13 protein-coding genes, 1 tRNA gene and 1 pseudogene are annotated in these 14,704 nt (G+C 56.8%); 6 read left to right on the plus strand and 9 right to left on the minus strand.

Features of this window, described 5'->3' with window-relative positions:
- Positions 1-115: 115 nt before the first annotated feature.
- Positions 116-1,534 carry an APC family permease gene (locus ASD95_RS12680; RefSeq protein WP_046026917.1) on the plus strand — a complete coding sequence of 473 codons (1,419 nt, stop codon included), beginning with the start codon at positions 116-118 and terminating at the stop codon, positions 1,532-1,534.
- Between the two features lie 48 nt (positions 1,535-1,582).
- Here ASD95_RS12680 and ASD95_RS12685 read toward each other — a convergent pair whose 3' ends face one another.
- Positions 1,583-2,938: an amidase family protein gene (locus ASD95_RS12685; protein WP_236709735.1), complete on the minus strand. Its 1,356-nt coding sequence runs from the start codon at positions 2,936-2,938 to the stop codon at positions 1,583-1,585.
- Positions 2,931-3,581 carry an FMN-dependent NADH-azoreductase gene (locus tag ASD95_RS12690; RefSeq protein ID WP_046026915.1) on the minus strand — a complete coding sequence of 217 codons (651 nt, stop codon included), beginning with the start codon at positions 3,579-3,581 and terminating at the stop codon, positions 2,931-2,933. Before ASD95_RS12690 ends, ASD95_RS12685 begins: the two co-directional genes overlap by 8 nt.
- Before the next feature lie 244 nt (positions 3,582-3,825).
- On the opposite strand from ASD95_RS12690, the gene ASD95_RS12695 reads away from it, so the two are divergent.
- The 3 genes from ASD95_RS12695 (at position 3,826) to ASD95_RS12705 (ending at position 6,149) form a co-directional block, all read left to right on the plus strand.
- Positions 3,826-4,377: a VOC family protein gene (locus tag ASD95_RS12695; protein WP_052961850.1), complete on the plus strand. Its 552-nt coding sequence runs from the start codon at positions 3,826-3,828 to the stop codon at positions 4,375-4,377.
- Between the two features lie 65 nt (positions 4,378-4,442).
- Positions 4,443-5,219 carry a creatininase gene (locus tag ASD95_RS12700; protein WP_046026914.1) on the plus strand — a complete coding sequence of 259 codons (777 nt, stop codon included), beginning with the start codon at positions 4,443-4,445 and terminating at the stop codon, positions 5,217-5,219.
- A 51-nt stretch (positions 5,220-5,270) separates the two neighbouring features.
- On the plus strand, positions 5,271-6,149 hold the full coding sequence (locus tag ASD95_RS12705) for a LysR substrate-binding domain-containing protein (RefSeq protein ID WP_046026913.1): 879 nt from the start codon (positions 5,271-5,273) through the stop codon (positions 6,147-6,149).
- A gap of 338 nt (positions 6,150-6,487) precedes the next feature.
- Here the strand turns inward: ASD95_RS12705 and ASD95_RS12710 are convergent.
- From ASD95_RS12710 to ASD95_RS12725, 4 genes and pseudogenes are all read right to left on the minus strand, one after another.
- Positions 6,488-6,760 (minus strand): annotated as a pseudogene (locus ASD95_RS12710) (hypothetical protein); the annotation flags it as partial.
- Positions 6,757-7,737, minus strand: a complete 981-nt coding sequence (locus tag ASD95_RS12715; RefSeq protein ID WP_046047752.1) for an integrase domain-containing protein — start codon at positions 7,735-7,737, stop codon at positions 6,757-6,759. The pseudogene ASD95_RS12710 and the gene ASD95_RS12715, both read right to left, overlap by 4 nt.
- 886 nt (positions 7,738-8,623) lie before the next feature.
- Entirely contained in the window at positions 8,624-9,970 is a 1,347-nt protein-coding gene (locus tag ASD95_RS12720) for a tyrosine-type recombinase/integrase (RefSeq protein ID WP_046026911.1), read from the minus strand.
- A gap of 162 nt (positions 9,971-10,132) precedes the next feature.
- Positions 10,133-10,208: transfer RNA gene (locus ASD95_RS12725), tRNA-Asn, on the minus strand.
- 227 nt (positions 10,209-10,435) lie between these two features.
- On the opposite strand from ASD95_RS12725, the gene ASD95_RS12730 reads away from it, so the two are divergent.
- The gene (locus tag ASD95_RS12730; RefSeq protein ID WP_056722139.1) at positions 10,436-10,666 is read left to right on the plus strand and encodes a hypothetical protein; all 231 of its coding nucleotides are present in this window, start codon (positions 10,436-10,438) and stop codon (positions 10,664-10,666) included.
- On the opposite strand, the gene ASD95_RS12735 is transcribed toward ASD95_RS12730, so the two are convergent.
- The 3 genes from ASD95_RS12735 to ASD95_RS12745 all read right to left on the minus strand — a co-directional run bounded on the left by ASD95_RS12735 (position 10,663) and on the right by ASD95_RS12745 (position 12,637).
- Positions 10,663-10,872: a hypothetical protein gene (locus ASD95_RS12735; protein ID WP_056722141.1), complete on the minus strand. Its 210-nt coding sequence runs from the start codon at positions 10,870-10,872 to the stop codon at positions 10,663-10,665. The genes ASD95_RS12730 and ASD95_RS12735 overlap by 4 nt on opposite strands.
- A gap of 233 nt (positions 10,873-11,105) precedes the next feature.
- The gene (locus ASD95_RS12740; RefSeq protein WP_008050829.1) at positions 11,106-12,302 is read right to left on the minus strand and encodes an amino acid aminotransferase; all 1,197 of its coding nucleotides are present in this window, start codon (positions 12,300-12,302) and stop codon (positions 11,106-11,108) included.
- Positions 12,302-12,637 (minus strand): hypothetical protein, encoded by a 336-nt coding sequence (locus ASD95_RS12745; protein ID WP_056722143.1) that lies wholly within the window; start codon positions 12,635-12,637, stop codon positions 12,302-12,304. The genes ASD95_RS12740 and ASD95_RS12745 overlap by 1 nt, the downstream gene beginning before the upstream one ends.
- Here ASD95_RS12745 and uvrB point away from each other — a divergent pair.
- Positions 12,636-14,651 (plus strand): excinuclease ABC subunit UvrB, encoded by a 2,016-nt coding sequence (uvrB, locus tag ASD95_RS12750; protein WP_056722145.1) that lies wholly within the window; start codon positions 12,636-12,638, stop codon positions 14,649-14,651. The genes ASD95_RS12745 and uvrB overlap by 2 nt on opposite strands.
- The last annotated feature ends 53 nt before the right edge of the window (positions 14,652-14,704 follow it).

Consider the following 14,704-nt stretch of genomic DNA (forward strand, 5'->3'; position numbering starts at 1 on the left):
GAGCTGTTCTCGGCATTCGTACCGTACTGCTGAGCTGGACCATAAAAAACTGTGCGTCGACGGCTTTGTCGTAGGCGTAACACTCCCTCTTTGCACAGAATCAGAGTCTCGAAAAATGAATCTTTCACAATTGATTGGTTACGACCGTAATGGCACGGTCCGCGAACTGGACACCAACCTCGACAAGGGTACCCTGACGACTCGTGATGTAACATTCTCGGCGCTGGGCTTCAACGCTCCGGGCTGGATCGCGGCGTCCTCCATGTCGATTCTGTACTCGATCTCCGGTCACCACGCACCGCTGGCGATCCTTATTGCGTATTTCTTCCCAATGTTGGTCATGGCACTGTGCATGGTTGCGCTCACTCGGCAGGCGCCGTCGGCGGGCGGAATTTTCACGTTCGCCAGCCGATTTTTGCACCCCCACATAGGCAGTGTATTGGGCTGGGCGTACGCCGTGGCCTGCATGGCAGTGACACCGATGTGCGCGATCATCGGCACTGAATATATCCAGGCGCTATTCCCTTCGCTCACAGGCGCGCTGGCGGCTAAATGCATCGGCACAGCACTGGTGGTGGTGTTCTTGGGAATCTCCTGCAAAGGCGTCGGCCTGACTGCCAAAGTCGCGAGTGTGCTTTTGGTATTCGAGATTGCTGTCGTCGCCGGGCTGGGCGTGCTCGGGCTGGTGAATCCACAAGTGCCAGACCTTTCAGTGTTGTCGATGTATTCGCTGGAAGACGCGGGTGGTTGGTCGGTGATCGGTCCCGGCGTGTTGTTCGGGGTGTGGATGCTGGCCAACTTCGACTCGGCTATTAACTACATCGAAGAAGCGCGGATTCCTGTGCGCACGGTTCAGCGTTCACTGTTGCTGGTGCTGACAGCGGCTTTCGTGATCTACAGCCTAGCCGCGATTGGCTGGCAGTTCGCGGTGCCGGTAGAGAAGTTGGCAGCTATCGTCGAGGACGGCAATGGCGGCCCTATCGCTGCCGTAGCAAATGTTTATCTTCCGCCGTCTATGGCCTGGATTGCATTGTTCGTGGTTATTACGTCGGCGTGTGCCGGACTGCAGATATCCTCCAGTGCTGCCGCGCGGACGTTGTACCGCATGAGCGAGGAGGGTCGTTTACCTACCGCGTTGAGCTCGGTGAATGTGGCGAAGTCTCCATGGCTGGCCAACGTGATCGTCTCGCTGGTTGCCATCGGTTTATTGTGGTGGAAGCCACTGGACAAAATCGTCTGGTATTACGACGTGGTCACAATCACTTTGGTGATGTCTTACATGGCCGCGATTGCGGCGTTCATTGCGATGACCTGGAAACGGCAAGGCGGCTGGGTGTCGTTCTTTCTTAGTGTGCCGGCGGTGCTGGCGATACTGATGCTCGGTTACATCGGCTATACCGCTGGCGCCAACCCGGTTTCACCCGAGGATCAATACACCGCTTGGTATCTTGGAGCGCTGACGTTGGCCTCTGGGGTGTTTTTGATCCTGATTCAGGCGCGTCCTTTCCAGCGGCGATTCCCGGTCAAATCCTGAGTGCTGGAACCGGCTCGGCATCGTGGTTGTGATGCCGAGCCGGGGTGATCAGAGCGCGCGTTCGATGGCGCAGCAGATGTCTAGCAAGCGATCGTCTTTCCCGGTAATGCTGGAGAACAGGATGGAGGTCGGCAGGTCTGATTCATTGACGCCCGAAGGCATCGCGACGCCAGGCATGTCCAGCAGACTGCCGACCATGGTGATTGCCAGCGTGTCCAGATTGAGTTGAGCGAACAACGCGTCGTCAGCTTCCAGCGGTGCCAAGGCAGGCGCCACATGGAGTACCGTAGGCAGTACCAGAATGGAATCACCCAGTTCCTCGGCCATGTCTGCGATCAACTGCTGACGAACAACGCGTAGCTGAACTTCTTTTTCGACGGTTAGGTCCCGTGCCTTCAACAGGCGGGTTCTGATCTGGCGATCCATGCGCTCTGCATCAGGCCCTTCAACCACGGCAATTAATAGCTTCCAGGCCTCGATCGCCCCGAGCCAGCCCACCGACGAAATCAGCTCCCGAGCACGCTCGACGGCGCGCACCGGGCGCCTTTCTATTTGAGCTCCGCATTGGTGCAGGATGTCCATGACGCGCTCGAGATTGCGTGCTACTGCAGGTTGGAGTCGAGGGTCCTGCAAGACTTTGGTGTCGACGATGAAGCGAACTTCGCTCAGGTCGACAGCGCTGGCGGGAGAGTCTGAGAGGCCACGCATTGCATTGTCCAGCAACCTGCAATCTTCCACTGTTTGGGCGATGGGGCCGAGGCTGTCGAGAGTCACGGCCAGCGGATGGACACCGCTCATGTCATGGCGACTGGTGGATGTCTTAAAACCGACTAGCCCATTGAACGCGGCCGGCACACGAATTGACCCGGCTGTGTCCGTGGCCAGGGCCGCAGTCACAATCCCTCGCTGGACCGCGATGGCCGATCCCGATGATGAACCACCTGGCGCTCGAGGATCACAGTTCGCGAACAGTGCTGTGGGCGTACCATAGTACGGATTTAGCCCGAGTCCAGAGTAGGCAAATTCGCTGAGGTTAGTCTTGCCAATGAACACCACGCCAAGGGCTCGAAGTTTTTCTATTACAGCAGCGTCCCGTGTGGCTGGCGCGATTGCGCTTCGGGTGGTGGAACCTGCGGTGGTCACGGTGCCTTCGATGTCGAACAGATCCTTGATTGCCAGCGGCAACCCGTCGAGCGGACTCAAGGGTTGCCCATGCTGGCGTCGAACATCGGAGTCATGGGCCATTGCCAATGCCGATTCTTCGAGCAGCGAGATGAATACTGAGTCGGCCTCCCGCGCTTGGATAAAGGCGGCTTGCACCAACTGAGTCGCGCTGATGCTTCCGTCGTGCAGTTTTTTCAGGGTCTCTACGACCGTATCCATCCTGTTCTCAGAATTATTCATGGCAATGCACCAACTCACCCACCAGTTGTTGAATTGCCTCGAACGCTTCGGCAATCGAGACTTCGTGACGCGCGTCGTTAAACTCCTGAAAGTCGATGGTGATGACGTGGGTCTGTTCGACGCCAAGATAATGAGCGCATGTTTGAATATGCGTTTCCAGATGATTCATTTTTTCGCGGATGCCGCCCGCGCCGAAGCCGAATTCACCCCGTGAACTCAAAATTACCAAGGTTTTGCCGCTCATGATCGGCTCCAGCGGGAAGTCGCCGCGCGCCAGGTCGAATGTGAACGTCTTGCCGATTCGGATCACTTGATCGAACCAGGCTTTCAATGCGGCAGGCATTCCATAGTTGTACATGGGGCTACCAATGACAATCACATCGGCACGATCAATCTCATCGATCAACTCGTCGGACAGATGGATCCGTTCACGTTGCACGACGGTGAGATCTTCTTCTGGAGTGAAAACAGCGCCGATCCAGTCTTCGGTCATGAAGGGCGGAGGGTTGGCTCCGATATCGCGCACAATCACTTGGGCGTTCGGATCGGCCTCAATCCACGCATGGATAAATGCTCTGGATAGCTTTCGGCTTAGGGATCGTTCGCCCCGGGCGCTGGCATCGATGTGTAGAAGATGGGTCATGGCACATTCCTCAATGGACGGCAGGTACTTTCCCTACCGTAGAAGCGAAGTGGGCCATGACCCCGGGAGGTATCACATTCGATTTTTTTTTTGCATGAGTGCAATTTATCTCAAGTCACGGATCTGCTTATTAGGTCGCCCTGAAGAAAAAGATTTTCTCAACCCTGCTTGAGAATTACTCGATTTCGCTTAGTTTGCCCAGCCGCTTAAATACCTCTGTTCCCATCCGACATTGAGGTAACCCATGTCCACCCTACTACAGAACAACGTGCTCAACGCACTGACCGACGGCGCTGAGGTCGACCCGTTTCTGGGCAACGTCGTGGAGATAGCAATCGTCACGGCTGACCATAAACGTACCATGGACGGACTCCTTAAACTCGGTATCGGGCCTTGGCGCGTTTATACCTTCAGCCCTAAAAACACCGAGAATCAGACCTATCACGGACAGCCTGCGGAGTTTGTTCTTACGGTCTGTTTTGCCCAAAGCGGCAACATGGTGTGGGAATTGATGGAGCCGGTCTCGGGCCCAACCATCTTCGCCGACTTCCTGGAAAAGCATGGAGAGGGCATTCAGCACGTTGCCTATGACTGCAACAACATCCCGTTCGAGGATCGAATCGCTGAACTGGAGCGTCGTGGCTTCAAATGCGTGCAGTCTGGTTCCTGGTTGGGTCGTAACCACTTTGCTTTCTTTGGCACTGAAGCGGACACAACCACCGTTTTCGAAACCTATGCCTTCCCCGATGACTGGGTATACCCAGAGCCGGACGAGTGGTACCCCGCGCGCGGCTGATATCCATTTCCGGTGTGCCTGGCAGGCGCACCGGAATTGCCTCTGATGCTTCTGGAGATTTCACCATGAACAACGTGCGCATGGACAACATGAGCTGGATTGAATACGAAAGTCGGGTCAAGGCTGGTGCGGTTGTCTTTCTGCCCTGCGGCGCTACCGAGCAACATGGTCCGCATCTGCCACTTGGCACGGATGCTTTGCTGGCCAGCGCGATCAGTGAGGACGTTGCCCTTGCTATAAATGGCATCGTCGCTCCCGCGCTGTCCTACGGTTATAAATCGCAGCCCAAGTGTGGCGGCGGGCAGCATTTCTGCGGTACCACTAGTGTCGACGGGGCGACGCTGACGGCTATAGTTCGCGATGCCGTCAAAGAGTTTCATCGCCATGGCGTCAAACGATTGGTCTTGGTGATCGGCCATTACGAGAACCAGTGGTTCGTCACCGAAGGCATTGAGCTGGCGCTGCGCGACATTGGGTCCGACACCGGATTGGAAGTCATGCGCCTGGAGCACTGGGAGTTCGTCAACGCATCGACTCTGGCAACGATATTCCCCAATGGCTTCCCAGGTATTGCCCTTGAACATGCCGCCGTCATCGAAACCTCGATGATGCTGCACTATCACCCGGATATGGTGGCGCTGCATAAAATCCCGGAACACGGACCTGCAGAATTCCCCGTCTACGATATTTACCCGACGCGGATTGAGTGGGTTCCAGAAAGTGGTGTTCTGTCATCGGCTAAGGGCTCGACGGCTCAGAAGGGGAAGCTACTTGTAGATGATGTGGTGGAAGGGATTTCGAGAGCGGTTCGGTATGAGTTCTTACTGCCGGAGGCATCTTGAGAAATCGTTGTCCTCCGCGGCCAATGCGCGAGACATTAGCAAGAGGTTGAGATGCGTATACGTCAGCTTGAGTGCTTCAGAACTCTGATGATTCACGGCACAATGACCCGAGCGGCAGAGCTGCTCAGAGTATCTCAGCCGGCTATAAGCACCACTATCGCGACCCTGGAACACGAAACGGGTTTGTCATTATTTGTCCGAAAAGGGGGGCGACTGCACCCGACACCGGAAGCTCGCCTGTTTTTTGTCGAAACTGAGAGAGCATTGGAGGCGGTAGAAAGAACAACGCGCATCGCAAAGGAAATTCGGACGGGCAAACGAGGACATTTGGCTATCGCCGCTTATGCCAGTGTCTCCATTAACGTACTGCCGCGCTTGATCGCCAACTTCGCAAAAGAGCGTCCTGGCCTTCAGATAAAAATCATCACGCGCAATTCCCAGACGATACGCGAACTTATGTCCACGCAGCAATTTGATCTCGCCATTGCCGAACTGCCACTCGACTATCCGTCATCAAACATGGAGGTGATTTCATACGAATGCCAATGCATGATGCCGATGGATCATCCACTGTCCAAACTGGACGTCATTACACCCACCGACCTTGACGGTGTACCCTTTATATCGCTTTTTAAAGGTGACCCGATTTATCAGCAAATGGCCACTGCCTTTTCCGACTATGAGGCAGCTTGGAATGTAGTAGCTGAAACCGAGTTTTTCTCAACGGCCTGTGAGCTGGTGTGCTGCGGGATGGGGGTGGGCATCATCGACCCTGTCGTGAGCCTCCCGTTCACAAAGAATTTGGTGACGAAACCTTTCTTTCCGGCCATCAAGTACCAAATTGCGTTATTACTTCCAATCCAGGAAGAACCATCCCAGGTCGCTCTGGAGTTCATTACGGTGCTCAAGGAGATGCTCCGCGCGCCGTAACTTCCTTACCTTGAATGCTTACGAGTTTTCCATCGGATAGTGCTTGTAGGAATGCGTGCCTACAGCATTCACAAGTGCAGGATGACAGTTGCGTATGGACAATACCTTGGGGCAGATTGGAGCGATTAGTAACAGTGACCGAACGGCAGCTTTTGGCCAAAAGTGTGTAAAAAGCTTCACCAAATTGAAGTGTGCGAGTCTATGTTAAATCTGAAATTCATCGGTACGTCAGCACATGTGGGTTTCGAGTAGATGCGCGATTTCCAGTCCGTTTTTGAGTACCTGTCGCGCTCAAAAACGTTTTTACACAACCTCGGCCGGTTGTTGACCTTCGCCTGACGGTTGAACTGCCAGGCCTTTCCTAGACGATGAGCAAGTAAGTGCACGGTCAGCAGATAGTAGTAGCGCGTCGATTCAGCGTGCTGGTACACATGGTGATTTAGGAACCATGTGAGATGCTTTTTCTGCCAAGTCCATGGATTGTCGCGTTGCCAGCGTTCAGCGATTGCTGTTTGGATAGCCTTCGCCTGACGAAGATGGCGTTGGCGTGTGGCATGCGCTCCGGTCAGGAAGCCCGCTAGGAAAAGCTCCATATCGAATGCCCTGCTCATGCTCGACCACCAATGTAAGCCGACACTACGTCGATACGGCCGTGTCCGAGTTCATAGCTGATTTGCACTCGGGCCTCTTGATCGAGGCGTCGGTCGAGTTGCTGGCAATGGCCGCCATTGATAGGCGCGGGATGCTGGGTGATTTGCTCATAGCGTTCGCATGCAAAGGCCGCCCGTAATTCATGAAAGCCTTTGAGGTTGTGCATATGGAGGAGGTCTCGAATGGGACGGACGCTGCCCTGTATGAAATCCAGGTAGCTTTCGTGCGGGGCTAACAGGTTGTGGCTACCGTCAGGCGAGACCTTTTCGGCAAACCTCAGTGCGTCACGAATATGATCATTTACCGTAATCCAACGAGGTGCTGACGCGCCTGAACGGCCACCTTTGGTGCCATCCTGGATGTTGATCTTCCCGTATTGTTCGGACTCACGCTTCAGGCGCGGAAGGTCGGCCAAAATCGCCTCGCGTAAGCGCATACCGGTGGCTCGCGCTAACTGAGCGATGGCCGCGGCGCGTGCCTGCTGGTTTTCGCAAAGCACCTCTACGACCCGCTTCACCTGTTCGCGGTCTTGGCCTTGCGGCACAGAACGACGAACACTGGTGCGCCGCACTCCCAGCGCCTTGCTCGGACTCACGACTTTTACATACTGATCACCGCGAAGCGCGGCCAGGGTCCGGTTCACGCTGGACAATCGGTTTTGCGCAGTGGAGATGGCGAGTTCACCTTGTTCAACTTGCTGACGCAGATGTCCGGCGTAGTCCAGCAAGGTCTGCCAATTAATCTGCCGCGCATCGTTAAACCCCGGCCCTTCCTCCGACCGGCACCAGCGTACAAACGCCTGCCAGCGATCACTGTGCGCCTTGACCGTGCCGAAATGCCCGCTGCCAAATAGATCTTTCAGCGCTTGCGGCCCGGCATAACTCAATTGCCGACCATAGCCAAAATTGCGCCCGTCACGTTTACCTACCAGTGCCATGATCGAACTCCTCTCGAAGCCAAAACTATTGAAACCGTCCCCACGTCATCCCGCCAAGAATGTTCAGTGTTATCAGGGATCAAGGCCCCTGCGACCTGTGAGGGTTGTCCTCTAACGCAGGACTGGCGGCTCCTTACGACCGGGAGCTTGGGCATCTCATGATCTGGCCTCCTGAACACTTCCGAGGAAGTGGGCGGGTGGAGGCTGCACTGGCTGACGAGACCTGCGCCGCGAGATCCTGAGTCGGGTGAAGGCAGTGAAGCGATGACCGGGGCATACCTGACTGTCAGTCAGGTGCAGTCCATTCCGTGGGCTGCGGCACCATCATCTGCATCGCTGTTGCGGGTAACTTCGGTGTTTGTCACGCCAATTGTCACGAGGGGAAATGCCGCAAAGCCTTGTACGAGTTGGGCTGCAGCAGTGGTAGGAGCGCCCGTCTCTTTCCGGAAGAAAGAGACGGGCGCAGGTTGGCGCAAGGAAATGGCCAAGCGGATAGGTTGCTGCAGAGCAGCTATGAAAGGGAATGAATTGCCGCAGTGGGTACGCTGGTAAAAGTAGGCATCCATCACATCGCTGTGACTGTGCGAGCCGCCGGACGCTAATCGCACTTTGGGAGAACCACCACGGTGTGGCGTAGCCTTAAAGGTTCTGGCTACCTGGGTTGCTGTCAACGACAGCGCTTTGCCCGAACTTTTCTACGCCTGTGAAGAGTTCGGGTCAATGCTCGAATTTTTGGGAGTTCTGCGGCTGTGGATGAAATTATCCACTAATGGAAAACCGTGGTTTTCCACAGATAGTTGCGTTGGCTTTAGATTTTTTAAGTGAGGTCCATGCAAGCAGGGCGGCTTTGCAGCCCTGCTTGCATGGACCCGCGTGGACAAGCGGATCACTGAGATATGAGGACCGAGCGCTTACTCAGTGCGCCACGTTTTGCTTTTAGGCGAGTGACATTCGCACCCGTCTGATTGGCGAATTCGCGTGGGCTGACATGCTTCTGCTGATTAGCCTCAAGGTAGCGACTCCACCAGTTCATGATCAGCCTGCGCTCCTCGATGAACTCGGCCTTGTGGATGTAAGCGGCGCGGACGCTGTTGCGTTCCTTGTGGCTCATCTGCCGCTCGATGGCTGTATCCATCCACAAGCCTGACTCGATTAGTGCGCTGCAGGCCATGGAACGAAACCCATGCCCACAGATCTCGGATTTGGTGTCGTACCCCATCTTCCGAAGCGCGCTGTTCACCGTGTTTTCGGACATTGGTTTCCAAGATTTGGTATCGCCTGCGAACACCAAATCAAATTTGCCTGTGATTGCGTGGATCTGCTCGAGTAGGGCGATCGCTTGCGGCGATAAGGGTACAAGATGGATATCGCCTGCGATCTTCGTACCCCTTGTGGAAAAGGGTACGCCTTCCAACGCTGGTCGCGTGTCGGGTATTTCCCAGACGCAACGTTTGAGGTCGAACTCGCTCCAGCGCGCGAAGCGCAGCTCGCTGGAGCGTACAAACACGTGCAGCGACAGCAAGACCGTCAGCCGGGTAAGTGCGCGGCCTTTATAGGTGTCGATCCGTTCCTGCAATTCAGGCAAGCGCGATAAGGATAAGGCGGGGCGGTGGACGACCCGCGAGGCTTTGATCGAGCCTACGAGGTCGTAAGCAGGGTTTACGGTGATAAGCCGGAGGCGCTTTGCCTCGCGCATGATGCTCTGCAGGTAGTTTTGTACCCTTAAAGCAACGTCTATCGTTCCGCGCTTCTTGATCACGTCCAAGGGCCGCATAAGGTCGTGGGTGTCGAGGTCGACAATGGCGCGAGCGCCGATCAGCGGGAAGAGGTGAGTTTTGAGGCGACTCATCACTGTCTTGGAATAGTCCGGTGCCCACTTGGCTGACATTTCCGTGTGCCAGCCGAGGGCAACGCTTTCAAAGGTGCGGCCTTTGATCAGAGCGTCCGTCTTGGCTTGGTTCTTGGCTCCTATAGGGTCAATGCCATCCGCCAGCATTCGCTTGACCTCCAAGCGCTTGCGGCGCGCATCCGCGAGGCCAACGATGGGATAGTTGCCGAATGAGGTCAGTCCTTCCCGGCCATCAGGTTTGACGTATCTGAGACGCCAGCCTTTTCGGCCATTGAGTTGGACTAGAAGGTAAAGGCCGTCGCCGTCGAAAAGCTTGTAGGCGCGGTCTGTGGGCTTGGCCGAACGGCAAGCGGCGTCGGAGAGTGGAGCAGTAGTACGCGACATAAGGGTACTCCCTTTTATCGAACTGACCTTTATCCCAAACTCTACCCTTAAAATGGCTGGTATCCACCGGAATCCGACAGAACGCCAAAACGAAAAAACCCGCCAGAAGGCGGGTTTTTCGGGGGTTTCAGAGATTTTAAAAGCCTTCTCTGGAACCTTGTCTGGCTCCACGACCTGGACTCGAACCAGGGACCCAGTGATTAACAGTCACTTGCTCTACCAACTGAGCTATCGCGGAATGGCGCGTATCTTACTGATTCAAAAAGAGAAGTCAAGCATCGAATAACAATTGGCGCGAATCAGCGGGATGGGCGGTGGTTTGGTGGCGATTGACGGTTACCAGGATGGCCCCAGAGGTCTACCATGGCCACCCGGAAGTGGTGACACGCGCTGCCGGCCATTCGCCGAAAAGGTACGCGCCATGAATCATTTGACCCTCACACCTCGATACCACGGGGTGCGCCGATGAGCATCTCTCAGATCAGCCTGCCCAAAGGTGTCGGCCCCCACGCCGAAAAGTTGTTCGACGCCATCATCCAGGCCGGCACCGCTGAAGCATTGAACCGCGCTGGCGGCAAGGCCGAAGGCTTTGTCCTGGGCCTGGAAAGCACCAAAGCGATCAAGAGCCAGGTTGCGGAATCGCTGTATGTCGCCTACGACGACGCTGCCACCCAGCGTGCGACCGAGCTGGCTTAACCGCCGAAAGTAATCGTGGCAAGCATCAGCTTGGCGTAGAGCGCCGTGGCCCCCAATTGCACCAGCCACAGGGCCAGGCCGCCGAGAAACACACCGGCGGCCACTTGCATCACCAGGTTGTTGCCGCGTTTGGTCGGGACGCGGGGGGTGAAGTGATCCAGGTCATCCAGATCATCGCGGTCGGCGCGCAGGTCATCGTTTTTCATTTGAGTTCTCGGGAATGCTTCGTACACAAATCCTGTGGGAGCGGGCTTGCTCGCGAAAGCGGTGGGTCAGGTTGTACAAGTATTGAATGTACTGCCGTCTTCGCGAGCAAGCCCGCTCCCACATTTTGACTTGTGTGGAGTTTAGAGGGCTGCGTCGTTGCGTTGAGAATTATCTGAAGCAAATAAAAAAACGGGAAGCCACATGGCTTCCCGTTTTTCATTTCAAGGCGTAATCAGATGACCTGGACGATAGCGTCCGTCACAACCTTGATGTTGCTCTGGTTCAGCGCGGCCACGCAAATGCGGCCGGTGTCCAGGGCGTAGATGCCGAACTCGTTGCGCAGGCGGTGAACTTGCTCAACCGTCAGGCCGGAGTAGGAGAACATGCCGCACTGGCGACCGACGAAGCTGAAATCACGCTGAGGCGCTTTTTGTGCCAGCAGGTCGACCATCTGGGTGCGCATGCCACGAATGCGCAGGCGCATCTCGGCCAGCTCGGCTTCCCACTGGGCGCGCAGTTCCGGGCTGTTCAGTACTGCAGCGACAACGCTGGCACCGTGGGTCGGCGGGTTGGAGTAGTTGGTGCGGATCACACGTTTGACTTGCGACAACACGCGCGCGCTTTCTTCTTTCGATTCGCTGACGATCGACAGGGCCCCAACGCGCTCGCCGTACAGCGAGAACGACTTGGAGAACGAGCTGGAAGCGAAGAAAGTCAGGCCCGATTCAGCAAACAGGCGCACGGCGGCGGCGTCTTCGTCGATGCCATCGCCAAAGCCCTGGTAGGCCATGTCGAGGAACGGCACGTGGCCTTTGGCTTTAACGACTTCCAGGACGTTCTTCCAGTCCGCCGGGCTCAGGTCCACGCCGGTCGGGTTGTGGCAGCAGGCGTGCAGCACAATGATCGAGCCGTTTGGCAGCGCGTTCAGGTCTTCCAGCATGCCGGTACGGTTCACGTCGTGGGTCGCGGCGTCGTAGTAACGGTAGTTCTGCACCGGGAAACCGGCGGTTTCGAACAGGGCGCGGTGGTTTTCCCAGCTCGGGTCGCTGATCGCCACGACGGCGTTCGGCAACAGTTGCTTGAGGAAGTCGGCGCCGATTTTCAGTGCGCCAGTACCACCAACGGCCTGGGTGGTGATGACGCGGCCAGCGGCGATCAGCGGCGAGTCATTGCCGAACAGCAATTTCTGCACAGCCTGGTCGTAGGCAGCGATGCCGTCGATTGGCAGGTAGCCACGGGAAACGTGTTGAGCGGCGCGAATGGTTTCGGCTTCGACAACGGCGCGCAGGAGTGGAATTCGCCCCTCCTCGTTGCAGTAAACACCGACTCCCAGGTTGACTTTGTTGGTCCGGGTATCGGCGTTGAATGCTTCGTTGAGGCCCAGGATTGGATCGCGTGGTGCCATTTCGACAGCGGAGAACAGGCTCATTATTGCGGCGGCTCTGAATGGAGTGTGGAGGGACGTGTCGCGCTCCAGCCGAATGCACTAGAGCGGTGCACAAACGGGGAGCTAGTATAGAGGCCATCGGCGATGGCTGGCGACAGGCGAATCAACATTTCGGGTAAGTTTTTCCTATTATTTCTCGACCGGTAGTCGAATGGCGTCGGCAAAGGTTTTGCGCGATGTAGGACGTTTGCCTTGAAAGCGCTGGCAATCGGCTCCACATTGAGCACAATCCAGTTTTTTTCGGGCGACATCGGTCGTTTGCGGTCTTTCTCGTTCGTGCCGGTTTTACCGGCAAGAGTGATCCAGAGGTATTTCATGTCTGAATTCCAGCTAGTCACCCGTTTCGAGCCCGCCGGCGATCAGCCGGAAGCCATCCGACTGATGGTCGAGGGCATCGAGGCCGGGTTGGCGCACCAGACGCTGCTCGGTGTGACCGGCTCGGGCAAGACCTTCAGCATCGCCAACGTGATCGCCCAGGTGCAGCGTCCGACCCTGGTGCTGGCGCCGAACAAGACCCTGGCGGCGCAGTTATACGGGGAGTTCAAGGCGTTCTTCCCGAACAACGCGGTGGAATATTTCGTTTCCTACTACGACTACTACCAGCCGGAAGCCTACGTGCCGTCCTCGGACACCTTCATCGAGAAGGATGCGTCGATCAACGACCACATCGAGCAGATGCGTCTGTCGGCGACCAAGGCGTTGCTTGAGCGCAAGGACGCGATCATCGTCACCACGGTGTCCTGCATCTACGGTCTGGGCAGTCCGGAAACCTATTTGAAGATGGTGTTGCACGTGGATCGCGGTGACCGGCTCGATCAGCGCGAACTGCTGCGACGCCTGGCCGACCTGCAGTACACCCGCAACGACATGGATTTTGCCCGTGCGACCTTCCGTGTGCGCGGCGATGTGATCGATATCCACCCGGCGGAATCCGATTTCGAAGCGATCCGCATCGAATTGTTTGACGATGAAGTGGAAAGCCTGTCGGCGTTCGACCCGCTGACCGGCGAAGTGATTCGCAAACTGCCGCGCTTCACCTTCTACCCGAAGAGCCACTACGTAACGCCCCGGGAAACCCTGATGGGCGCGGTCGAAGGCATCAAGGTCGAGTTGCAGGAGCGTCTGGAATACCTGCGCTCCAACAACAAACTGGTGGAAGCCCAGCGTCTGGAGCAGCGCACCCGTTTCGACCTGGAGATGATCCTCGAACTGGGTTACTGCAACGGCATCGAAAACTACTCGCGCTATCTGTCCGGCCGCGAAGCCGGCGCGGCGCCACCGACGCTTTACGATTACCTGCCGGCCGATGCCTTGCTGGTGATCGACGAGTCCCACGTCAGCGTGCCGCAGGTCGGTGCGATGTACAAAGGCGACCGTTCGCGTAAAGAGACCCTGGTGGAATACGGTTTCCGCCTGCCGTCGGCGCTGGACAACCGGCCGATGCGTTTCGATGAGTGGGAACGCATCAGCCCACAGACGATTTTCGTCTCGGCGACCCCGGGCAACTACGAAGCCGAACACGCTGGCCGCGTCATTGACATGGTGGTGCGCCCGACCGGGCTGGTGGACCCACAAATCGAGATTCGCCCGGCACTGACCCAGGTCGACGACTTGCTGTCGGAAATCAGCAAGCGCGTCGCTCTGGAAGAGCGGGTGCTCGTCACCACGCTGACCAAGCGCATGGCCGAGGATTTGACCGATTACCTGGCCGACCACGGCGTGCGCGTGCGTTACCTGCACTCGGACATCGACACCGTGGAACGGGTCGAGATCATCCGCGATTTGCGCCTTGGCACCTTCGATGTGCTGGTGGGCATCAACCTGCTGCGCGAAGGCCTGGACATGCCGGAAGTCTCGCTGGTGGCGATCCTCGATGCCGACAAGGAAGGCTTCCTGCGTTCCGAGCGCTCGCTGATCCAGACCATCGGCCGGGCGGCGCGTAACCTCAACGGTCGGGCGATTCTGTATGCCGACCGGATCACCGGCTCCATGGAGCGCGCGATCGGCGAAACCGAGCGCCGTCGCGACAAGCAGATCGCCTTCAACCTGGCCAATGGCATCACCCCCAAAGGCGTGTTCAAGGACGTCGCCGACATCATGGAAGGCGCCACCGTACCCGGTTCACGTAGCAAGAAGCGCAAGGGCATGGCCAAGGCTGCCGAGGAAAACGCCCGGTACGAGGCCGAATTGCGCTCGCCGGGCGAGATCGCCAAGCGTATCAAGGCCCTGGAAGAGAAGATGTACCAACTCGCCCGCGACCTGGAATTCGAAGCGGCGGCGCAGATGCGCGACGAGATTGCCAAGTTGCGCGAAAGACTTCTGACGGTCTGACACAAATTCTGTAGGAGCTGCCGAAGGCTGCGATCTTTTGATCTTGTTTTGAA

Source organism: Pseudomonas sp. Root71, assembly GCF_001429045.1.
Lineage (GTDB): Bacteria > Pseudomonadota > Gammaproteobacteria > Pseudomonadales > Pseudomonadaceae > Aquipseudomonas > Aquipseudomonas monachiensis.